This is a genomic window from Sphingosinicella sp. SM1-17 (assembly GCF_056821765.1).
In genome coordinates this window covers 276,739-296,898 of the sequence record NZ_JBPDIO010000001.1, presented here as the reverse complement: position 1 = coordinate 296,898, position 20,160 = coordinate 276,739, and the positions used below count along the sequence as shown (strand labels likewise).

Annotated in this window: 17 protein-coding genes; 11 read left to right on the top strand and 6 right to left on the bottom strand. The window is 65.2% G+C overall.

Going from position 1 to position 20,160, the window contains the following annotated elements; translation table 11 throughout:
- Positions 1 to 52: 52 nt before the first annotated feature.
- Positions 53 to 1,060 carry a fumarylacetoacetate hydrolase family protein gene (locus ACRYLT_RS01530; protein ID WP_482662348.1) on the top strand — a complete coding sequence of 336 codons (1,008 nt, stop codon included), beginning with the start codon at positions 53 to 55 and terminating at the stop codon, positions 1,058 to 1,060.
- Positions 1,061 to 1,064: 4 nt separating this feature from the next.
- Here ACRYLT_RS01530 and ACRYLT_RS01525 read toward each other — a convergent pair whose 3' ends face one another.
- Positions 1,065 to 1,955: a hypothetical protein gene (locus ACRYLT_RS01525; RefSeq protein WP_482662347.1), complete on the bottom strand. Its 891-nt coding sequence runs from the start codon at positions 1,953 to 1,955 to the stop codon at positions 1,065 to 1,067.
- A gap of 119 nt (positions 1,956 to 2,074) precedes the next feature.
- Between ACRYLT_RS01525 and ACRYLT_RS01520 the strand changes: the two genes are divergently transcribed.
- The 6 genes from ACRYLT_RS01520 to ACRYLT_RS01495 all read left to right on the top strand — a co-directional run bounded on the left by ACRYLT_RS01520 (position 2,075) and on the right by ACRYLT_RS01495 (position 9,770).
- Positions 2,075 to 3,451 (top strand): M28 family peptidase, encoded by a 1,377-nt coding sequence (locus ACRYLT_RS01520; protein ID WP_482665373.1) that lies wholly within the window; start codon positions 2,075 to 2,077, stop codon positions 3,449 to 3,451.
- 5 nt (positions 3,452 to 3,456) lie between these two features.
- On the top strand, positions 3,457 to 5,799 hold the full coding sequence (locus ACRYLT_RS01515; protein WP_482662346.1) for a ribonuclease R family protein: 2,343 nt from the start codon (positions 3,457 to 3,459) through the stop codon (positions 5,797 to 5,799).
- Positions 5,796 to 6,650, top strand: coding sequence for a pirin family protein (locus ACRYLT_RS01510; protein WP_482662345.1), 855 nt, complete (start codon positions 5,796 to 5,798; stop codon positions 6,648 to 6,650). The genes ACRYLT_RS01515 and ACRYLT_RS01510 overlap by 4 nt, the downstream gene beginning before the upstream one ends.
- Positions 6,651 to 6,702: 52 nt before the next feature.
- Entirely contained in the window at positions 6,703 to 7,290 is a 588-nt protein-coding gene (locus tag ACRYLT_RS01505) for an NADPH-dependent FMN reductase (protein ID WP_482662344.1), read from the top strand.
- A gap of 102 nt (positions 7,291 to 7,392) precedes the next feature.
- Positions 7,393 to 8,745, top strand: coding sequence for a methyl-accepting chemotaxis protein (locus tag ACRYLT_RS01500; RefSeq protein ID WP_482662343.1), 1,353 nt, complete (start codon positions 7,393 to 7,395; stop codon positions 8,743 to 8,745).
- A 149-nt stretch (positions 8,746 to 8,894) separates the two neighbouring features.
- Positions 8,895 to 9,770 carry a cytochrome c gene (locus ACRYLT_RS01495; RefSeq protein ID WP_482662342.1) on the top strand — a complete coding sequence of 292 codons (876 nt, stop codon included), beginning with the start codon at positions 8,895 to 8,897 and terminating at the stop codon, positions 9,768 to 9,770.
- Between the two features lie 36 nt (positions 9,771 to 9,806).
- On the opposite strand, the gene dcd is transcribed toward ACRYLT_RS01495, so the two are convergent.
- Genes dcd through ACRYLT_RS01480 form a run of 3 tightly spaced genes read right to left on the bottom strand, consistent with a single transcriptional unit; the run spans position 9,807 to position 11,274 of the window.
- Complete coding sequence (gene dcd, locus ACRYLT_RS01490; RefSeq protein ID WP_482662341.1) at positions 9,807 to 10,361, bottom strand: dCTP deaminase; 555 nt, start codon at positions 10,359 to 10,361, stop codon at positions 9,807 to 9,809.
- The gene (locus ACRYLT_RS01485; RefSeq protein ID WP_482662340.1) at positions 10,361 to 10,759 is read right to left on the bottom strand and encodes a hypothetical protein; all 399 of its coding nucleotides are present in this window, start codon (positions 10,757 to 10,759) and stop codon (positions 10,361 to 10,363) included. Before ACRYLT_RS01485 ends, dcd begins: the two co-directional genes overlap by 1 nt.
- Positions 10,759 to 11,274 (bottom strand): UPF0262 family protein, encoded by a 516-nt coding sequence (locus tag ACRYLT_RS01480; RefSeq protein ID WP_482662339.1) that lies wholly within the window; start codon positions 11,272 to 11,274, stop codon positions 10,759 to 10,761. The genes ACRYLT_RS01485 and ACRYLT_RS01480 overlap by 1 nt, the downstream gene beginning before the upstream one ends.
- Before the next feature lie 96 nt (positions 11,275 to 11,370).
- On the opposite strand from ACRYLT_RS01480, the gene ACRYLT_RS01475 reads away from it, so the two are divergent.
- Positions 11,371 to 12,861 (top strand): replicative DNA helicase, encoded by a 1,491-nt coding sequence (locus ACRYLT_RS01475; RefSeq protein ID WP_482662338.1) that lies wholly within the window; start codon positions 11,371 to 11,373, stop codon positions 12,859 to 12,861.
- 63 nt (positions 12,862 to 12,924) lie between these two features.
- On the top strand, positions 12,925 to 15,054 hold the full coding sequence (locus tag ACRYLT_RS01470; RefSeq protein WP_482662337.1) for a prolyl oligopeptidase family serine peptidase: 2,130 nt from the start codon (positions 12,925 to 12,927) through the stop codon (positions 15,052 to 15,054).
- 37 nt (positions 15,055 to 15,091) lie between these two features.
- Here the strand turns inward: ACRYLT_RS01470 and astD are convergent, their stop codons facing one another.
- Both astD and ACRYLT_RS01460 read right to left on the bottom strand, forming a co-directional pair.
- Positions 15,092 to 16,528 carry a succinylglutamate-semialdehyde dehydrogenase gene (gene astD / locus ACRYLT_RS01465; protein WP_482662336.1) on the bottom strand — a complete coding sequence of 479 codons (1,437 nt, stop codon included), beginning with the start codon at positions 16,526 to 16,528 and terminating at the stop codon, positions 15,092 to 15,094.
- Between the two features lie 31 nt (positions 16,529 to 16,559).
- Positions 16,560 to 17,981 carry a protein adenylyltransferase SelO family protein gene (locus tag ACRYLT_RS01460; RefSeq protein ID WP_482662335.1) on the bottom strand — a complete coding sequence of 474 codons (1,422 nt, stop codon included), beginning with the start codon at positions 17,979 to 17,981 and terminating at the stop codon, positions 16,560 to 16,562.
- 118 nt (positions 17,982 to 18,099) lie between these two features.
- Here ACRYLT_RS01460 and ACRYLT_RS01455 point away from each other — a divergent pair, with 118 nt between their 5' ends.
- On the top strand, positions 18,100 to 18,972 hold the full coding sequence (locus tag ACRYLT_RS01455; protein WP_482662334.1) for an alpha/beta fold hydrolase: 873 nt from the start codon (positions 18,100 to 18,102) through the stop codon (positions 18,970 to 18,972).
- Positions 18,973 to 18,976: 4 nt separating this feature from the next.
- Positions 18,977 to 20,119 carry a glycosyltransferase gene (locus ACRYLT_RS01450; protein ID WP_482662333.1) on the top strand — a complete coding sequence of 381 codons (1,143 nt, stop codon included), beginning with the start codon at positions 18,977 to 18,979 and terminating at the stop codon, positions 20,117 to 20,119.
- The last annotated feature ends 41 nt before the right edge of the window (positions 20,120 to 20,160 follow it).

Sequence of the window (20,160 nt, the reverse complement as noted above, 5' to 3'; positions counted from 1 at the left end):
GCTTCGGCCGCAGCCCCTAGCCAAGGCGGCGGCGAAATGCCAGTGGACGGGCATGAAGCTGGCTAGTCTCAAGTCCGGCCGCGACGGCCGGTTGGTCGTCGTCAGCGACGATCTCGCCTGGTGCGCGGATGCCGCGCACATTGCGCCGACCCTTCAGGCGGCGCTGGACCATTGGGCGGAAATGGAGCCGCAGCTTCGGCTGCTCGCCCAGGACCTCGCCCACGATGCCATCCCCAAGGAGCGCTTTCACGAGCGGCAGGCCGACGCGCCGCTGCCGCGCGCCTACCAATGGGCCGATGGCTCGGCCTATGTGAATCATGTCGCCCTGGTCCGAAAGGCGCGGGGCGCCGAGATGCCGGAAAGCTTCTGGACCGACCCGCTCATGTACCAGGGCGCCTCGGACGAAATGCTCGCCGCGCGTGATCCCATCCCGCTGCCGGATGAGAGCTGGGGATGCGACCTCGAAGCCGAGATCGTCGTCGTCACCGACGATGTCCCTCGCGGCGTTTCGCGTGAGGACGCGCTCGGTCACATCAAGCTCGTCGGTCTGGTCAACGACGTGTCTCTGCGCAACCTGATTCCGTCCGAACTGGCGAAGGGTTTCGGCTTTCTTCAGTCGAAGCCCGCATCCGCTTTGTCGCCGGTGCTGGTGACTCCGGACGCGCTCGGCGGGGCGTGGCGCGACGGAAAGCTGCATGGCGAACTCAAGGTGGATCTGAACGGTCAGCCGTTCGGCCGCGCCGATGCCGGCGAGGACATGACCTTCGATTTCGGAACCCTGATCGCCCATCTCGCGAAGACCCGGAATCTCGGCGCTGGCTCGATCATCGGCTCGGGCACCGTCTCCAACCGCGACTCGGACGGCGGACCCGGCAAGCCGGTGGGCCGGGGCGGCCGGGGCTATAGCTGCATCGCCGAAGTTCGCACGGTCGAGACGATCCTTGACGGCCAGGCAGCGACGCCCTTCCTCAAGCATGGCGACTCGGTTCGCATCTGGATGGACGGTCCCGAAGGCCATCCGATCTTCGGAGTCATCGAACAGCAGGTCGTTCCCGCCTGAAGCCTTATTCCGCGATATAGCGCCACGGCGCTTCGGGACGGTCGCGCCTCCAGACGGTGAAGAAGGGCAGGCTGTTCGGCCGTCCTTCAGGCACGGGTCCGTTCGCATGGATGGTGCCGATGCTGACGCCGAGGTCGCCGCTGGACGCGACGAAGCTTCGCTCCGTGCTCCACCTCAGCGGGCTCGACGGCTCGTCGGGAAAGTTGGCGGTGACCGATTCGAGGCCGATACTCAGGGTCGGTCCCTGGCCCATGTTCATCGCATCTTCCCGGCCGAACTCGGCGAAGGCGCGGCGGAGGCCGACCTGCTGTGCACGGTCCGAAAAGGCCTGCTCCGCCGCGGCCAGACTATGCTGATGGACGGCGATCTCCGCAGGTTCCAATATCGGGGGAGCGGTGAAGGTCGGCAGCGATGGCGGCAACATGTCGAGCGAAACCTCGCCGGCCGGCCGCACGTTCTGGCGATAGGCCACCACCCGCCAACCCTGCGGGCGCCGGATCCAGTAAGCGAGATATTTCCGCTCCCGCCGTTCCGGATCGCCCGCCGAAAGGCTGAGATAGCCATAGGTGAAGCCGTGGGTTCCGTCGGCCGAAATCCCGCCTCGGATCGGAGTCCAGCGCACTCGCCCCAACCGAAACGCGGGATTGCGTCGGAAGACGGCCATCACCGAATCGCGACCCACGACCTGGCCCATGCCAGGCACCGGCATCACGACCTCCGGATCGAGCATCGGCTCAATTCCGGAAAGCGCATCCGCCGATTCGGCCGCGGCGGCCGAGAAGGCGCGATCGGCGGCGATCAAGGCGTCGACGGCTGCCTGCGGCGCGCGAGCCTGGGCGTTGAGCGGGGCGGCTATCCAGAGGAAGGCGAGCAGAGCGGTGATCACGAGTCGCATGACGGGCAGCTATGGCCGTCAGGAGCGCTGCCGCCGCTTGGCTTCGACCAAGCCCGATCGCGTTTCGATCGAAGTCGTCGAACTTGCGAGTCGCCGCCGACAGGTTCATCCACGTCGTCATGAAGAAACTGCTGGTCTCGCTCGCCGCTTTGTCCCTCCTTGTGCCGGCGGCCGGCGCGCAGCGAACAGGCCAGCCAGCGGCGCCGGCGAGCCTTCGTCAGCTCGCGGATCAGGTTTCGGAGGAGCGGCTCAAGGCTTCGGTCGAACGCCTGGTGGGTTTCGGCACACGTCACACGCTGTCGTCGCGCGATCATCCGACTCGCGGGATCGGGGCGGCCTTGCGCTGGACCGAGGAGGAATTTCGTCGCTACTCGCGTGACTGCGGCGGCTGCCTGCAGGTCGTGCGCACCGGCGACACGGTCACCGGCCGGCGGATCCCGAACCCCACTCTGGTCGAAGACGTGGTCGCCATCCAGCGCGGGACCGAGCGGCCCGACCAGGTGGTGATCATCACCGGTCATATCGACAGCCGAGTTTCTGACGTGATGAACGCCACCGCCGACTCGCCGGGCGCCAATGACGACGGCTCCGGCACCGCCGCGGTGATGGAGGCGGCGCGGGTGCTGTCCCGACATCGCTTCCCGGCGACGATCGTCTACGCGGCGCTGTCCGGAGAGGAGCAGGGCCTCTATGGTGGCAGAATCCTCGCCGACTATGCCCGGGCCCAGGGCTGGCAGGTGATCGCCAACCTCAACAACGACATTATCGGCAACAGCTGCGGCTCCGACGGCGTCTGTGACGACGACCATGTCCGGGTCTTCTCGGAAGGGCCACGCTGGCAGGGGCGCGAGGACCTCGCGGCGCGGCAGCGGAGCCTCGGCGGCGAAAATGATTCGCCGTCCCGCAACCTGTCGCGGTTCCTCGTCTCGCTGGCCGAGGAGCTCAGCCTCGGCCTCGATGTCCGCCAGATCTGGCGCAACGATCGCTTCGGCCGCGGTGGCGACCACACCGAGTTCCTCAATGCCGGTTTCCCCGCGGTGCGCTTCTCGGTCGCGGTCGAGAATTACAATCACCAGCACCAGGACCTTCGAACCGAGAATGGCGTCGAATATGGCGATACCGTCGACAAGATGGATTTCCCTTATCTGCGCAAGGTGACGGCTCTCAACGTTGCAGCCCTTGCGGCCATCGCTCGTGCGCCCATGCCTCCGGAACCGATGGTAGAGGGGGCGGTCTCGACCGACACGACCCTGGGCTGGGAAGCCGTCCCAGGCGCCGAGGCCTATGTCGTGCGCTGGCGGCGGACCAACGCAGCCGACTGGCAGCATGGCATGCGTGTCACCAGTCCGGGCGCCGTCCTGCCCGGCGTCCGAGTCGACGACTGGATCTTCGGCGTCTCTTCCGTCTCCGCCGACGGCTCTGAAAGCCCGGTTGCATCCGCCGTGCCCGGTGGTGCGTTCCGTCCCTACACTCCACCTCCGCCGGCGCAGCATTAGGAGCTATGGCCAGAAGTTCAGCCAAGGGCGGCATGCCCAGCCGCCAGCAGATCCTCGATTTCATCGCTTCGTCGGATGAGCCGGCGGGCAAGCGCGAGATCGCCCGCGCCTTCGGCCTCAAGGGCCAGGACAAGATCACTCTGAAGCAACTGCTGCGCGACATGGGCGACGAGGGCCTGATCGATGCCGGCCCAGGCCGCGCCTTTCACAGGATGGGCGGGGTGCCAAAGGTCACGGTTCTCCGCGTCGTCGACGTCGACGAAAGCGGCCGCGCCTGGGCAATTCCGGAGCGGTGGGAAGCGGAAGGGCAGCCGCCGCGTTTGCGTGTAATGGAGCGCAAGGGCCGGGGAAGTGCTCTGGCGGTCGGCGACCGTATCCTGTCACGAACCGAAGAAGGCCGTGACGGCTGGATCGCCCACCCGATGAAGAAGCTGCTCAAGGGCAGCGAACTCGTCCTGGGCGTGGTTCATCAGGAAGGCACCAATTTCTGGCTTCGCCCGGTCGAGAAAAAAGAAAGGCGGGAACTGCCCATTTCGGACCTCGGCGACGCGGGGCCGGGCGATCTCGTCCTTGCCGAGAAGACCGGCCGGCCGCCGCGGCTGTCGGCGCGGGTCGACACGACGCTCGGAGATCCGTTTGCGCCCCGCAGTTTCAGCCTGATCGCGATCCACAAGCACGAGATCCCGCATCAATTCCCCGACAGCGTCATTGCGGAGGCTGAGCGCGTTTCGAAGCAGGAGCTGGGCGAGCGCGAGGATCTCACCCACATCCCGATCGTGGCGATCGATCCGGCCGATGCGCGCGATCATGACGACGCCGTCTGGGCCGCTGCCGACGAGGATCCGGCCAATCCGGGCGGATGGAAGGCAATCGTCGCGATCGCCGACGTCAGCTTCTACGTCCGTCCCGGTTCGGCGCTCGACAAGGAGGCCCGCAAGCGCGGCAACAGCGTCTATTTCCCGGATCGCGTCGTGCCGATGCTCCCGGAGATCCTGTCCGCCGAAATCTGCTCGCTCAAGGAAGGGGAGGATCGCGCCGCTTTGGCCTGTCACCTGCAGGTGACGAAGGACGGCCAGCTCAAGGCGTGGCGATTCAGCCGAGCCCGAGTCCGGATCGCGGCCAACATCGCCTATGAAGATGCTCAGGCGGCGATCGATGCGCTTTCTTCGGCCGGGATAGCCAAGGGGGAGACAATCGACCCGGTCGAAGTCTCTTCCTCCCCCTGTTCGATGCCGGAGATCGAGGCCGCGCCGCCGGCAGATCCGGGGATCGTGGAATCGACTCTTCGGCCGCTATGGGATTGCTGGAGCGCCATGTATGCGGCGCGCGGCAAGCGGGCGCCACTGGAGCTGGATTTGCCGGAGCGCCGGGTGATGCTTGACGAGAAGGGCCGGATCACCTCGGTTGCACCGCGTGAGCGGCTCGATGCCCACAAGCTGATCGAAGATTATATGATCGCCGCCAATGTCGCCGCGGCCAAGGCTCTGGAAGCGAAGAAGGCGCCGGTCATGTATCGGGTTCACGAGCCGCCAAGCCGCGAGAAGCTGGTGGCGCTCAAGGATTATCTCAAGACCTTCAACATCGAATTCGCGCTCGGCCAGGTAGTCCGCCCCGCCACCTTCAATCGGATCATCGAACGGATCGGCGAGGCCGATTTCCGGCCGCAGATCATGGAGCAGATCCTTCGTACCCAGACGCAAGCCTATTATGGCCCGCAGAATCACGGCCATTTCGGGCTGGCGCTCGGCTCCTATGCGCATTTCACCTCGCCCATCCGGCGCTATGCCGACCTGGTCGTCCACCGCTCGCTGGTGCGCGCTTTCCGACTCGGCGATGGCGGCCTCACCGACGAGGAGGCGGCGGCAATGGAAGTAACGGGCGAGCTCATCTCCAACCTCGAGCGGCGCGCCATGATCGCCGAGCGCGAGACTCTGGACCGCTACGTTGCCGCCTACCTCGCCGAGCATGTCGGAGCTTTGGTCCCCTGCCGGATCACCGGAGTCCAGCCATTCGGCTTCTTCGCGACGGTCGAGGAACTGGGCGGGGACGGTCTTGTGCCGGTCGGCACCCTCGCCCACGATTATTTCCGCTATGACGAGTCGAGCCAGACCCTGACGGGAGACGAAAGCGGCGAAACCTATGCGCTCGGCCAGCGGCTGACCTTGCGGCTGGCGGAAGCCGATCCGGTCAGCGGCAGCTTGCGTTTCGAGCTGCCGGACTCTCCCAAGGGCGTCGGGCGGCCAGGCCGGGTTCGCGACGGTCGCCGCGGCGAGGGCAAGGAACGCCAGCGGGTGCAGGGCAAACGCGGCCGCCCCGCGAACATCCGCCACCAGGGCAAGCGCCGATGAGCGGGCGGCCCGTCCTTCGGCTGCACCCGGCGGTACGTGACGATATCGGCGATCTCGTCACTCGACGACCGATCCCGGGACCCGCGATCGACCATCTGGACCCCTTCCTCTTCCTGAACCATCACGGGCCGCAGGTTTACCCGCCGAACAATCGCGGTCTGCCGTTCGGGCCGCACCCCCATCGCGGCTTCGAAACGGTCACCTTCATCGTCTCCGGAGAGCTCGCCCATCGCGACAGCGGCGGGCATGAGAGCGTGATCCATGCCGGCGGCGTTCAGTGGATGACGGCCGGTCGCGGTCTCGTCCATGCCGAGCTCTCGCCGGAGATGTTCAAACAGCGCGGCGGACCGCTGGAAATCCTTCAGCTCTGGGTCAACCTGCCCGGCCGGCTCAAGATGACGGAGCCGGCCTATGTCGGGCTGGAAGCCGGCGACATGCCAAGCCTTTCGACCGCCGACGGCAACGGTTCGGTCCAGCTGGTGTCCGGCCGCTTTCAGGGCACGGAAGGGCCGGTTCGGCCGCTTACCGACATCGAGCTGATGCTCATCGACCTTGAGCCCGATGCTCGGGCGGAACTTGCCGCCCCTGCGGGGAAGGCAGTCTTCCTGTACGTGATCGCCGGAGCTGCCCGGGTCGGAGGCGTGCCGGTGCTCCAGCATCATCTTGTCGAACTCGGGAACGGTGACTCGGTCAGTATCTCCGCGGACGGCCGGAAGACCAAGATCCTTTTCGGCCTCGGCACACCGTTCGATGAGCCGATCGTCGCCCACGGGCCCTTCGTGATGAACAGTCGCGAGGAGATCATGGAGGCGATCGCCGACTACCAGGCCGGGCGCCTGGGGAGCCTCTGACGGTCATGAGCCTGATGGTACGGAGAGCATAGGACGAACCGAGGAGGGAGAAGTGGCGCAACATCCCTACGATATCGCGATCCTCGTCGGCAGCCTGCGTCGGGAAAGCATCAATCGCAAGGTGGCGCGGTCGCTCTGTGCGCTCGCCGGCGATCGACTCGATTGCCGGATCGTCGAGATCGGCGATCTCCCACTCTACAACCAGGACTATGATCCGGACTCTCCGGCTCCCTATGGCCGCTTCCGGGACGAGATCCGCTCGGCCGACGGCGTGCTGTTCGTCACTCCCGAATATAATCGCGGTGTTCCCGGCGTCCTCAAGAATGCCATCGACGTCGGATCCCGGCCGTACGGCCAGAGCGTCTGGAACCAGAAACCGGCGGCGATCGTCAGCGTGTCGCCCGGCAGCATCGGGGGATTCGGCGCCAACCATCAGCTTCGGCAGTCATGCGTCTTCCTGAACATGCCGGTGATGCAGCATCCCGAAGCCTATCTGGGCCGGGTCGGCGACGACAGCTTCGATTCCGAGGGCTGCCTCAAGGAAGGCCCGCTCAGGGACATCGTCCTTGGCCTTGCCGGTGCCTTTGCCGACTGGGTGCACCTGATTCACGAATCGAGGGCCCTGCTTGCGTCGCGCTAGCCTGCGGTAACCTTTTCGGAGCAAAAGTGTCACGAATCCGCCATTTTCGGCAAAGTCGCCGTTAACCATTCCGCGGCTAGGGGGCCGGTCAGGAGGACGGCAATGGCACCATTCGATTTCGGCTTGAAGGTTTCGGCTCCCACGAGGCGGCGCGACGCCGACGATGGAGCGGCGGCCTTCGCCGAGCCGGCCGAAGCGATTCGTGAAGCCACTCCGCTACCGGAGGCGATCGAAGCCTTTCGCCGCAATCCCGATGCCCGTTTCCTCGCCGTCGTGGACAGGGACCGCCGCCCCTTGGGCGCAGTTCACGAGCGGGTCGTGCGCGACCTGCTGTTCAGTCCATTCGGCCATGCTTTGCTTGCCAATCCGGGTTGTCGCTGGACTCTTGCCGAGCTGATCCAGCCGTGTCCCGTCATAGAGGCGGATGCTCCGATCGAGTCGCTGATCGCCGCTCATGACGGAGCCGGCGCTGCCGAAGGACTGATCCTGACCCGAAACGGCCGCTATTGCGGGCTGCTCCCGAGCCAGAAGCTGCTTGCGCTTGCCGCAGAGCGCGAGCGTCGGATCCAGGCGCGCAAGGTGGCCGATGCCGAGGCGGCGATCGCTCGGGCGAGCGCCTTGCGCGCCGCCTTCGGCCGTTTCCAGGCGGATGCCGTCGCCTTCAGCGAAGCGCTGGCCGGAGCCGCCGCTCAGATCCGCGAGACGGCGAGCGGTGTAGCCGAGCGAGCCGAAATGAACCAGATGCAGGCCGCTCAGGTCGCTTCCGCTTCGACCCAGAGCGCCGACGGTATCGCGGAGGTGGCGATCAGCAGCACCGAGCTCGCACGCCAGAGCCGGATCATCGAGGGCCGGGCAGCGGAGGCCAAGACCGCCGTCGAACAGGCGGTCCGCCATGTAGCCCGCGGAGCGGAGAAAGCGCGCGGCCTGATCGATGCGACGGAAGCCATCGAGAGCATCGTCGGAGTCATTTCGGAGATCGCCGCGAGGGTGAACATGCTTGCGATCAACGCAACCATCGAGGCGGCCAGGGCCGGCCCTGCGGGCCGAAGCTTCGCCGTCGTCGCCGGGGAGGTGAAGTCGTTGGCGGGAAAAGTGGGCGCGGCAGCCGGCCAGATCGAGGCGCAGATCCGATCGGTCCGAAGCGCCGCCACCGAGAGCGCCGCCGTCAATTCTGCTATCGAAGGGGTGGTGGTTTCACTCGATGGAGTCGCTTCGGGGATCCGGGAGTCCGTCGTCAGCCAGTCCGAAGCGACGGCGCTCATCGCCGCCAATGTCGAGCAATGTGCGCTGGCGAGCGCGAGCATCTCTTCTCACATTGCCGAAATGAGCGAACGGGCGACGGCCGCGGGACAGATGTCGCTCCGCCTCGGCGACGTCGCCGAGGACCTCAACCGGCGCGCCGACGCCCTTCGCGATCGCGTCGACAGCTTCCTTTTCGAAGTTCAGGCGGCCTGATCCCACTCTGTAACAATCGAAACACTTTTCCGGGCTGAGCGCCATCGCTCTGAAACGCGTCGATCCCACAGGGCGCCGACCGCCACCGTCTCGGCGGCAAGGAAGATTGAGGAACGGCGCTCCGTGCGCCGGCCGGGGAGATCGTGAAAATGCGCAAGCTGCTGCGCTGGATCGGCTATGCCGTTGGCGCCATATTGGTGCTCTTGCTGGTTTTTGCGGCCTGGGTGTGGATCGCCTCGGCCCGCGTGCTCGGCCAGACCCAGGAGGCTGAAGCCGAGCGGCTTCCACGGCCGACGGCGGCGCAGCTTGCCGATGCCGGACGTCAGGCGCGGATCCTCGGCTGCGTCAGCTGCCACGGCGAAGGGCTGCGGGGCCGACTCATGTTCGATGGCGGTCCGTTCGCGAAGGTCTGGGCGCCAAACCTCACCCAGGTCGCCGCCCGGGCGACCGACCAGCAACTGGCGCAGGGCATTCGCCAGGGCATCGGCTATGACGGACGCCCGCTCTTTGTCATGCCCTCGCCGATGTATTCGCGCCTATCCGATCAGGAGGTTGCGGCGCTGATCGCCTGGATCCGAAGCCAGCCACGTGACTCCGCCGATGTGTCGCCGATCCAGTGGGGGCCGGTCGGCCGAGTCCTCCTCGCGCTGGGCAGAGTCCCTTCCGCCAACCAGCGGATCGAGGAATTTCGGGTGCGCCAGCCTTATGACACCGGCGCGCAGCACGCCGCCGGCCGCCGGCTCGCCGCCAATGTCTGCAGCGAGTGCCACGGCGCCGATTTGGGCGGTGGGCAGCCTGCGCCGGATGTCCATGCCCCCGGCCTTTCCATCGTCGGTGCCTATGATTCCGAACAGTTCCGTCGGCTGATGCGGACCGGGGCCAGCCCAAGCGGGCGCGATCTCGGCCTGATGCGCGAAATCGCCCAAAACGACACTCGTCACCTCACCGACTCCGAGATCGCCCAGATCTACGATTATCTTCGCGCCCGTGCCGAGCGCGTCCAGGACCCGGCAATCGAGCGGTAGGGATGGCTTGAGCCTGCGAGCCGCCGAGGCGGTCGACTAGAGCTTCGGCAGGGTCACGCCGCGCTGTCCCATATATTTGCCGGCCCGGTCGGCATAGCTCACCTCACAGGGTTCGTTACCCTGAAGGAAGAGGAACTGGCAGGCACCTTCATTGGCATAGACCTTAGCGGGAAGCGGCGTCGTGTTGGAAAATTCCAGCGTGACATGGCCTTCCCAGCCGGGCTCCAGCGGAGTCACGTTCACGATGATGCCGCAGCGGGCATAGGTCGACTTGCCGAGGCAGATGACGAGCACGTCACGAGGGATCCGGAAATATTCCACCGTTCGGGCGAGGGCGAAGCTGTTGGGCGGAATGATGCACACGTCAGTCTTGCGATCGACGAAGCTGTTCTGGGCGAAGTCCTTCGGGTCGACGATGGCATTGTCGACATTGGTGAAGATCTTGAACTCGTCCGCGACCCGAGCGTCGTAGCCATAGGAGGAAAGGCCGTAGCTGATGCAGTTTTCGCGTCGCTGCGCCTCGACGAACGGTTCGATCATCGCCTCGCCCAAAGCGCGTTCGCGAATCCAGCGATCCGACATGATGGCCACTAACGCTGCCCTCCCGATATCAGCCGGCCGCCACAACCGGTGAGCTCGCGGCCGCTCAAGCGCACCCGGACCCGATCTTCGAAATGCTGACCTCCTGGGGCGCGGCAAGGACCGGGCCTGGCTTCGATCTCAATCACCTGCGTCCCTTCTCCCGACTCCCAGATCCTTGCGCCGTCGATGGTTCTCGGCAGAGTTCGCGGCCAGACGGCTTCCTGGCTCTCCCCGGCGCGATCGCCGATCCTCAGAACGATCCGGTCGTCCCCGATCACGATCATCCAGAACGGGTCCTGCCCGAGAGCATTGTAGCGGACATTCTCGACCGGCGCGTAGGGAGCCGATCGAGAGGCCTGGCAACCGGCGAGGACCAAAAGCGGCACGACGAGGGCGTAAGACTTCATCAGCTCGTGGATGCGTGTCCGGAGCCGGACGAGTCAACCGCCGTGGTCGACTGCTTGATGTGCAGAACGCAGATCAGGGTGAACAGCCGCCGGGCCGTGTCGAAGTCCATGCGGACTTTCCCGTCCAGACAGTCGATGAGAAGTTCGGCCGCCTCGTTATGAAGCCCGCGCCGAGCCATGTCGATCGCTTCGATTCCGTGCGGATGCTCGGACCGAACCGCTTTGAAATAGCTTTCGCAGATCGCGAAATAGTCCCGGATCGGCCGGCGGAACCGAGTCAGCCCCATCCGGATCGTGTCGAGCGCAGCCCCGTTCTCGTCCATCAGGTCAATGGCAAGTCGGCTTTCCTCGACCCGAAGTCTCACCCGGTAAGGACCATCATGGCCGACCGCTTCGAACCGATTACCCTCGAGCAGGTCGAAAATCGCCACCCGCCGCTCATGCTCGATATCGGCGTTGCGCTTCAGAATCGAGCGTTCGTCCAGCTCGATATCGATGATCCTCGGCTCGCCCACGGGAGGGTGTTAGCGGCTGCGGCAACGCTTATCCACATCAGTTCCACAGACTTGCTGGCTTGAGTGCTCGGGCCGAAAGGTCCAATGAATCCCCACATGGTTCAAACGCTTGCCCTGATCGAGACTCCCGCAGCGCCCACTCAGGCGCTTCCACACAATATCGAGGCCGAGGCCGCCCTTCTGGGCGCTCTGATGATCGACAACCGCCTTGCCGAGGACATCCAGCTCAAGCTCAAGCCGGACCATTTCTTCGAACCGCTGCACGGGCGGATCTACGAGCAGATATTGCGTCTGCTCGACCGGAACATGATCGCGAACCCGGTCACTCTTCGGCCCCTGTTCGAAGCCGACGAGCAGATGAAGGAGCTGGGCGGCCCCGCTTATCTCGCTCAGCTAACCGGAAGCGGGGCGGCAATCATCGGCGCCCGCGACTTTGCCGAGCAGATCTACGATCTCGCGCTGCTTCGCGCGCTTGTCGGGGTCGGCCGGGAAATGGTGGAAAAGGCGCTCGATACGAGCGAGGAGGTGCAGCCCAAGGCCCAGATCGAGGCCGCCGAGGCGGCGCTCTATCGGGTGGCCGAGGAAGGGGGAGGCGAAGGCTCGGTCAAGAGCTTCGCCCAGGCCACCCGATTGGCCGTGCAGATGGCGGAAAAGGCGCTGAACTCCGGTGGCGGGCTGTCCGGGGTCACGACGGGGCTGGACGGAGTCAATTCGAAGACCGGTGGTCTCCACCACTCGGACCTGGTCATCCTTGCCGGGCGTCCCGGAATGGGCAAGACCGCGCTTGCGACCAACATCGCCTTCAACGCGGCTCGACGCTGGGTTCGTGAGGAAGAGGATGGAATCCCGCCGCAGAAGCGCGCCGGAGCCGGAGTCGCCTTCTTCAGCCTTGAGATGTCGGCCGATCAGCTGGCGACCCGAATTCTCGCCGAACAGTCGGGAATCAGTTCCGAAGCCCTTCGAATGGGCAAGATCAGCCAGCTCGATTTCCGCAATCTCGCTCGCGCCGCCGCCGAGCTGGAAACTCTGCCATTCTATATCGACGACACGCCCGGCCTGACGATCGCCGCCCTTCGCACAAGGGCTCGGCGGATGAAGCGTCAGCGGGGGATCGGGCTCGTCGTCGTCGACTATCTGCAGCTGCTTCAGGGGACGGGAAAAGGCAGCTCCGGCGACAATCGGGTCCAGGAGATTTCGGAGATCAGCCGGGGGCTCAAGACTCTCGCGAAGGAGCTGGGAGTGCCGGTTCTGGCGCTGTCGCAGCTCAGCCGCGCCGTCGAGCAGCGCGAAGACAAGCGTCCCCAGCTTTCCGATCTTCGCGAGTCGGGCTCGATCGAGCAGGACGCCGACATGGTCTGGTTCGTCTATCGCGAAGAATATTATCTCGCGGCCAAGCAGCCTGCGGACGACCATCCCGAATTCCCGAAGTGGCAGGAGGAGATGGCGCGCGCTTACGGTCTCGCGGAGATGATCGTCGCCAAGCAGCGTCACGGCGCAACGGGCAAGGTGAGGCTGCGTTTCGACGCCAAGATCACCCGCTTCAGCGACTATGCCGATTCCGACTATCTGCCGGAAGTGCGGGGCTGAGCCGCCGAACTTGCCTTCCTCGAAGCGCCTGCTAGCCCTGTCCGAAACGACGGAGGGGTGAGAATGGCAGTCCGCTGGAAGCTGTTGGCAGGAGCATTGCTGGTGAGCGTAGCCGGAATCGGAATGGCCCAGACTTCGGAATCGGCGGCGACGGCCGCGGCAGACGATCCCTATGTCTGGCTTGAGGAGATTGAGGGCGAGCGGGCACTCGCCTGGGCGCGCAATGAAAATGAGCGCACTCTCGGCGAGCTCCAGGCCGATCCACGTTACCAGCAATTCCATGATCGGGCGCTGGAGATACTTCAGGCACGCGACCGCATCCCGCTCGTGTCGATCCGGCCCTCAGGACTCTACAATTTCTGGCAGGACTCGGAGCATGTTCGCGGCATTGTTCGTCGAACCAATCTGCAAAGCTATCGCAGTGCCGATCCCGAATGGGAGACGGTGCTCGACATCGATGCGCTCGCCCGCGAGGAAAATGCGAACTGGGTCTATCAGGGAATGGCTTGCCTTCCGCCCGAGGAACGGCGCTGCCTTGTGATTCTCTCCGATGGCGGACGCGATGCCAATTTCGTCCGGGAATTCGATCTCGTCGAACGAAGGTTCGTGCCGGGAGGGTTCAGCCTTCCCGAAGGCAAGCAGAATGTCGCCTGGGTCGATCAGGACACGATCCTCATCGCCCGCGACTTCGGCGAAGGCACGATGTCCACATCAGGCTATCCGATCACCATCCGCCGCCTCCGGCGCGGGCAGCCACTGGACCAGGCGGAAGAGCTGTTCCGTGGCCGTCCCGAGGATGTGCGGGTCTTCCCGCTGGTGCTTCGCGATTCCGCCGGGCGGGTCCATGCCGTCGGTGCCGGGCGGTCGGTGAGCTTCTTCGAAAATGAGTGGACCTTGTTCACCCCGAACGGGAACGTGGTTCTGCCAATTCCGCGCAAGGCTTCGCCGGCCGGAATCGTCGATGGGCGGCTCCTCGTGTCGCTTGACGAGGCCTGGGAAGCGGCCCCGAACCTGCGCTTCGCCCCAGATTCCATCGTTTCCTACGATCTCGAAGAATGGAAGCGGAATCCCAGGGGAGCGAGGCCGAGCCTCGTCTGGGCGCCGGGACCGCGCCAGACCCTTTCCGGGATCGCGACCACCCGCAACGCGTTGATCATCAACTCGCTCGACAATGTGCGCGGGCGCGCCTCGATCTGGAATTACGAGAACGGCACCTGGCGCAGCCGGCCGGTCGCACTCCCCCAGAATGCAAGCATCGCCATCGCTGCCGCGTCGGACGAGGACGATCTGGCGATGTTCTCCGTCACCGACTTCCTCGAGCCCAGCTCGCTCTATCTCCTGGATGCGTCCGGCGATGGCCAACCGGAGCGGATCAAGACGACCCCTCCGCGGTTCGACGCGTCGAACCACCTCGTCGAGCAGTTCGAGGCGACTTCGCGCGACGGGACGAAGATCCCCTATTTCCTGATCCGCCCTCGAAATGCGCGGATGGACGGGTCCACGCCGACCCTGCTCTACGGCTATGGTGGATTCCAGAACGCGCTCAAGCCGGCCTATCTCGGCACCACCGGGCGGCTGTGGCTCGAACAGGGCAATGCCTGGGTCGTCGCCAATCTGCGCGGCGGCGGGGAGTTCGGTCCTGAATGGCACCAGGCAGCCCAGGGCGCGAACAAGCAGCGTACCTGGGACGATTATATCGCCGTCGCCGAGGACCTGATCCGTCGGCGCATAACCAGTCCGCAGCGTCTCGGCGTGATCGGAGGAAGCCAGGGCGGGCTGCTGGTCGGAACCGCCATCACTCAGCGGCCGGATCTGTTCAACGCGGCGATCATCCAGGTGCCGCTGTTCGACATGATGCGCTATCACCTGCTTGGCGCGGGCGCTTCGTGGATCGGCGAATATGGCGATCCCCGAATTGCCGAGCAGCGCGCATGGATCGAACGCTACTCGCCTTACCAGTTGCTCAGGCCCGGAGTGACCTATCCGACGCCGTTCATTCACACTTCGACGGCGGACGACCGGGTTCACCCGGCGCACGGCCGAAAGGCTGCTGCCCGGCTCGCCGAGCTTGGACAGCCCTATTATTATTACGAGAACATGCAGGGTGGCCATTCCGCGGCGGCCAACCTTCAGGAAACGGCCCGGCGACTGGCGCTTGAATTCACCTATGCGTCGCGGCGGCTGGCTGACTGAAAATGCTCCGTGAGGCCGGGCGGTTCTGCGCCGGGCCTCAACCTTCGATATTGCCCGGTACGGTCGGATCGGCGAGGCCGATACCGATCGTCGCCCGGGCATTTTCGGATTCCGAGCTGGTGACCGGATAGGCGCAATAATCGGCGGCATAATAAGCGCTCGGCCGATGATTGCCTGAAAGCCCGATGCCGCCGAACGGCGCCTTGGAAGGAGCGCCGTTCGTCGGACTGTTCCAGTTGATCACCCCGGCGCGAATGTTCGCCCAGAATCGGTCGTAAAGCTCGGGCGAGCCGCCGATCAGCGAAGCCGAGAGACCATAGCGGGTGGCGTTCGCCTCCGCGAGCGCGGAATCGAAATCGGGGACCCGGATCACCTGGAGGACCGGCCCGAACAGCTCCGAATCCGATCGCCGCTCCACGTCGGTTACGTCGATGATCGCCGGAGTGAGGAAAGGTCGATCGTCATTGGGTCGATCCAGCCGGCGGATGGCGCGGCCTCCCCGACCCATCAGCTCGAGAAAGGCATCCTGAAGCTGATCGGCCGCTCCATTGTCGATCACCGGGCCCATGAAGGGCGGGGGATCGGCGTGCGGATGGTCGACGATGATCCGATCGACGATCTGAGTGATCGCATCGATCAGATCGGAATGGGCGCCGTCCTTGACGATCAGCCGCCGAGCCGCCGTGCAGCGCTGGCCCGCGCTCAGATAGGCCGACTGGACGGTCATCGCCGCCGCCGCGTGCAGATCCCTTGAATCCCACACCACCAGGGGATTGTTGCCGCCCATCTCCAGCGCCAGGATCTTGTGCGGTGTTTCGGCGAACTGTCGGTGGAGCGCCAGCCCGGCGCGAGCCGAACCGGTAAACAGCAGTCCATCAAGACCGGCATTCGCCGCGAGCGCCTTTCCCACTTCCGGGCCGCCCTGCACCACTCGAACGACGTCCTCGGGGACGCCTGCCTCGTGGAAGAGCTTGACGAGATACTCGCCGACAGCCGGAGTCTTTTCGCTTGGCTTGAAGACGATCGCATTGCCCGCGATCAGTGCGGGGACGATATGGCCGTTGGGCAGGTGCGCCGGAAAATTGTAAGGGCCGAGTACGGCGAGAACGCCATGGGGCTTGTGGCGAACCGCGACGCGTGCACCCAACGCGCCTTCGAGCCGACGTTGAGAGGTACGCTCGGCATAGGCGGCCACCGAAATGTCGACCTTGTTGACGACGGCCTCGACTTCCGTCCGCGCTTCCCAGAGCGGCTTGCCCGTTTCCCGGGCAATCAGGTCGGCGAATGGTTCGAGACGGCTTCGAGCCAGATTGGCGAAGCGCCGAAGAGTCTCGACCCGGACTGCCAGCGGTCGTGCCGCCCACCCGGCCCAGGCGGCGCGCGCTGCAGCCACTTCGGCTTCCGGATCGCCGACAGTGCCTGTCCAAAGAGTCGCGCCGGTCGCGGGTTCGATCGAGGTGAGCGTCTGAGACACGGACGCACTCATGCCGGGCGGCACGGAATTTTCAAGCACTGCCGCGCAATCCCGTCCGCATCGCTTCGCCCATGCGCCTGACGGCCGCGACTTTCTCGTGCAGCGCGGACCAGTCGTCAGCTTCGTCGATCCGACTCCAGATCGCCTCGACCTCGTCGATATGCATCGAACAGGGCCGCTCGTCGCTCCAATAGGGGTGATCGAGCGCCCCGGCGGCTGGGGCATAGTCGCCGACCAGGCGCCGGAACTCGGCAAAGGTATCTGCCTGATAGGCCTCATCCGCCGGCGACGGAGCTCGCCGTCGACCGCTTCGCCAGTCGAAGAAGAAGCGGTCGATTTCCACGCTCTTCGTCGCAAGCGCCGACTCCATCGCGACGATCAGGTCCATGTCCCGGCTGAAGTCCGTCGGAAGGATTGCAAGCCGCCCGAACAGGGCGTCGCGCAGCGCTTCCTGGAAGCGGTTCGGGAAGCTTTCCAGCACCGGCGTCAGCGCTTCGGCTGAGGCGAGGCTTCGCAACGACAGGGCTAGCTGAACCAGGTCCCAGTGGATCGCCTCCGGCTGCCGACCGAACGAATAAAGACCCGCATGATCGAAATAGGCAGCGGTGAAATGCCCGTCCCAGAATGGCGTCCAGCGCCACGGTCCGTAGTCGAAGCTCTCCGCGGTGACGTTGATATTGTCGCTGTTGAGCACGCCATGAACGAAGCCCGCGGCGATATAGGAGGCGGCGAGCCGGGCCGTGCCCGACGTGACATGGTCGAGCAGACGCTGCGGCGCCTCGTCGCCGGCTTCCTCTTCCCCGAAATAATGGCGAAGGCAATATCGCGTCAGGGTCGCGATTTCGTCGCTCTGACCCAGATGAGCGAGGCGCTGAAACGTGCCGATCCGTATATGCCCGTGGCTGAGCCGCACGAGCACGGCCGAGCGCGTCGGCGAGGGTTCGTCGTTGCGTTCGAGCGGCTCGCCCGTCTCGATCAGCGAGAACGTCTTGCTGGTTTCGACGCCGAGGGCTTCAAGCATCTCGGTCGCGAGTATCTCGCGGACTCCGCCCTTGAGAGTCAGCCGACCGTCGCCGAAGCGGCTGTACGGCGTCTGCCCGGATCCCTTGGTTCCGAGGTCGAGCAGCCGTCCCGACCCGTCACGCAGCTGCGCGAACAGGAAACCGCGGCCGTCGCCAATGTCCGGATTGTAGACCCGAAACTGGTGGCCGTGATAACGGAGCGCCAGTGGCTCGGCCAGGTTGTCGGGCAGAGGCTCGAAGCGAGCGAAGTGGCGGATCCACTGCGGCTCGTCGAGATCGCCGAGGCCGACCGCAGGCGACCAGCGGTCGTTCCGGAACCTGAGAATCGTCCGGGGGAAATCGGCCGGTCGCACCGGATCGTAAAATTCCCCGCCAAGTTCGAGGATGACCCGCTCGGGGCGGTAGATTCCTGGTTCCGGGAGGAATGCCATTCAGTGACAAGCCCTAACCATCCTTCCGGTTCCTGGCTATCGGCTTCCGCCAATCGCCGCAGTGCCATTGCCCTCGCTTCCTTTCTGCCGATAAGGCGCAGGTGCGGGAGGCGACGAAATGGCGGAATGGAGCGACAATTATTGGTGGTCGAACGACGGCCTTCGTCTCCACTACCGCGATTATTCCGGTCCGTCCGATCGGCCGCCGATCCTTTGCATCCCGGGCCTGACGCGCAACGCACGCGACTTCGAGGACGTGGCCGATCGGCTCGCGGGCGAGTGGCGACTGATCTGCGTCGAGCTGCGCGGACGAGGCGAAAGCGCCTATGCCAAGGATCCCATGACCTATGTCCCGCTGACCTATCTGCAGGACATGGAAGCTCTGGTCCGCGAATTGAGGCTCGAACGGTTCATCCTGTTCGGAACTTCGCTCGGCGGCCTCATCACCATGCTCCTGGCGATGAGCGACAATGATCGGATTGCGGCCGCGCTTCTCAACGATATCGGCCCCGAGTTGCAGCCACGCGGTCTAGAGCGGATCCGGGCCTATGTCGGCAAGCAGCAGAACTGGCCGACCTGGCTCCACGCCGCTCGAGCCCTGCGCGACATGCAGTTCGATCGCTATCCCGACTGGGAGATCGACCAATGGCTCGTTTATGCCAAGCGGCTATGCAAGCTCACTCCGGCGGGGCGGATCGTCTTCGACTATGATTCCCGGATCGCCGAACCGTTCAAGGTGCCCGGCGGCGAAACGGGGTTCGATCTTTGGCCGGCCTTTGGTGGGCTCAAGGGGGTCCCTTCACTGGTCGTCCACGGGGAGCTTTCAGATCTGCTTTCCGGCGAAACCGTCGACCGAATGGTCGCGGCCAACCCGACGATGGAAAGCGTAACGGTGCCGCGGGTCGGGCACGCGCCCACACTCGATGAGCCTGAGGCACAGGCCGCGATCGATCGCCTCTTGAAGCGCATCGAGAACAAGCCGGAACGCTAGGGGCATGGCCCGGAGAGTCCGGATCCTCCACTGCCATTCCACCTTCTCGGCGGGCGGCAAGGAGATGCGCTCGGTGCGGTTGATGAACGCCTTCGGCGATTCCGCCGAGCATGTCGTGATCAGCGGAATGCCGGGTCGTCTCGAGGCGCGCGCAGCCGTCGCCCCCGGTATCAGGGTCGCCTTTCCCGACGATGCGCCGCCGCTGACGGGCGCTCCGACGCCATCGCGCTTGTGGCGTCTGTCCCGCTACCAGCGGCAATTCGATCTCGTTCTGACCTACAATTGGGGTGCTTTCGACGCGGTCATGGCCAAGCGACTGTTCGGCGGAGCGCCGCTCGTTCATCACGAGGACGGGTTCAACGAGGACGAGGCGGACGGGCTGAGAAGCGATCGCAATTTCTACCGCCGGGCCGGCCTCGCTGGCGCTTTCCGCCTCGTCGTTCCGTCCGCGCGGCTGGAGTCGATCGCGCTCAGCGCCTGGCGACAGGCGCCGGCGCGGGTGTTGAGAATTGCCAACGGCGTGCCGGTCGAGCGCTTCAACGCACCTCCCGTGCCGCACGCCATCCCCGGTTTCGAGCGGCGGCCAGGGGAGGTGGTGATTGGAACGGTTGCCGGCCTTCGCCGGGTCAAGAACCTGCCGCGGCTCGTCCGGGCCTTTGCGGCGATGACGAACCGGAACTCGCGGCTGGTGATCGTCGGCGAAGGGCCCGAAAGCGAGCGCATCGCCGCGGAGGCGAGGGCGCTCGGGGTTGCTTCGCGCCTCCTGATGCCCGGTTTTCTTGGCGACCCTGCGCTCTGGATCGGGAATTTCGACATTTTCGCCATGTCGTCCGACAGCGAGCAGTTTCCGATCTCGCTTGTCGAGGCGATGGCTGCAGGACTGCCCGCCGTCGCGACGGATGTTGGCGACATCGGCGACATGGTCTCCGTCGACAACCGGCCGCTGATCGTCGATCCGGGTGACGAAGCGGCCTTTGCTGCCGCCCTCGATACGCTCGCCGACCGACCCGATCTGCGCCGGGCGATCGGCGCTTCCAACCGGGCCAAGGCGGCGCGCGAGTTCCATGAAGCGGATATGATCGCTGCCTACGCGCGCCTTTACGGTGCAGCCATGAGGCGACCTGATGCGTTTAGCCGGTTCGGGTGATCTTTTGCGCGGGGCGCGCATTGCGCTTATAGGCGCGCTTT

Excerpts from the sequence above, each read along its gene's own strand:
- ACRYLT_RS01530 (WP_482662348.1), top strand. The coding sequence starts at position 53 with ATGAAGCTGGCTAGTCTCAAGTCCGGCCGCGACGGCCGGTTGGTCGTC.
- ACRYLT_RS01520 (WP_482665373.1), top strand. The coding sequence starts at position 2,075 with ATGAAGAAACTGCTGGTCTCGCTCGCCGCTTTGTCCCTCCTTGTGCCG.
- ACRYLT_RS01495 (WP_482662342.1), top strand. The coding sequence starts at position 8,895 with ATGCGCAAGCTGCTGCGCTGGATCGGCTATGCCGTTGGCGCCATATTG.
- ACRYLT_RS01470 (WP_482662337.1), top strand. The coding sequence starts at position 12,925 with ATGGCAGTCCGCTGGAAGCTGTTGGCAGGAGCATTGCTGGTGAGCGTA.
- ACRYLT_RS01515 (WP_482662346.1), top strand. The coding sequence starts at position 3,457 with ATGGCCAGAAGTTCAGCCAAGGGCGGCATGCCCAGCCGCCAGCAGATC.
- ACRYLT_RS01510 (WP_482662345.1), top strand. The coding sequence starts at position 5,796 with ATGAGCGGGCGGCCCGTCCTTCGGCTGCACCCGGCGGTACGTGACGAT.
- ACRYLT_RS01455 (WP_482662334.1), top strand. The coding sequence starts at position 18,100 with ATGGCGGAATGGAGCGACAATTATTGGTGGTCGAACGACGGCCTTCGT.
- ACRYLT_RS01475 (WP_482662338.1), top strand. The coding sequence starts at position 11,371 with ATGGTTCAAACGCTTGCCCTGATCGAGACTCCCGCAGCGCCCACTCAG.
- ACRYLT_RS01485 (WP_482662340.1), bottom strand. The coding sequence starts at position 10,759 with ATGAAGTCTTACGCCCTCGTCGTGCCGCTTTTGGTCCTCGCCGGTTGC.
- ACRYLT_RS01450 (WP_482662333.1), top strand. The coding sequence starts at position 18,977 with ATGGCCCGGAGAGTCCGGATCCTCCACTGCCATTCCACCTTCTCGGCG.
- ACRYLT_RS01460 (WP_482662335.1), bottom strand. The coding sequence starts at position 17,981 with ATGGCATTCCTCCCGGAACCAGGAATCTACCGCCCCGAGCGGGTCATC.
- ACRYLT_RS01525 (WP_482662347.1), bottom strand. The coding sequence starts at position 1,955 with ATGCGACTCGTGATCACCGCTCTGCTCGCCTTCCTCTGGATAGCCGCC.
- ACRYLT_RS01500 (WP_482662343.1), top strand. The coding sequence starts at position 7,393 with ATGGCACCATTCGATTTCGGCTTGAAGGTTTCGGCTCCCACGAGGCGG.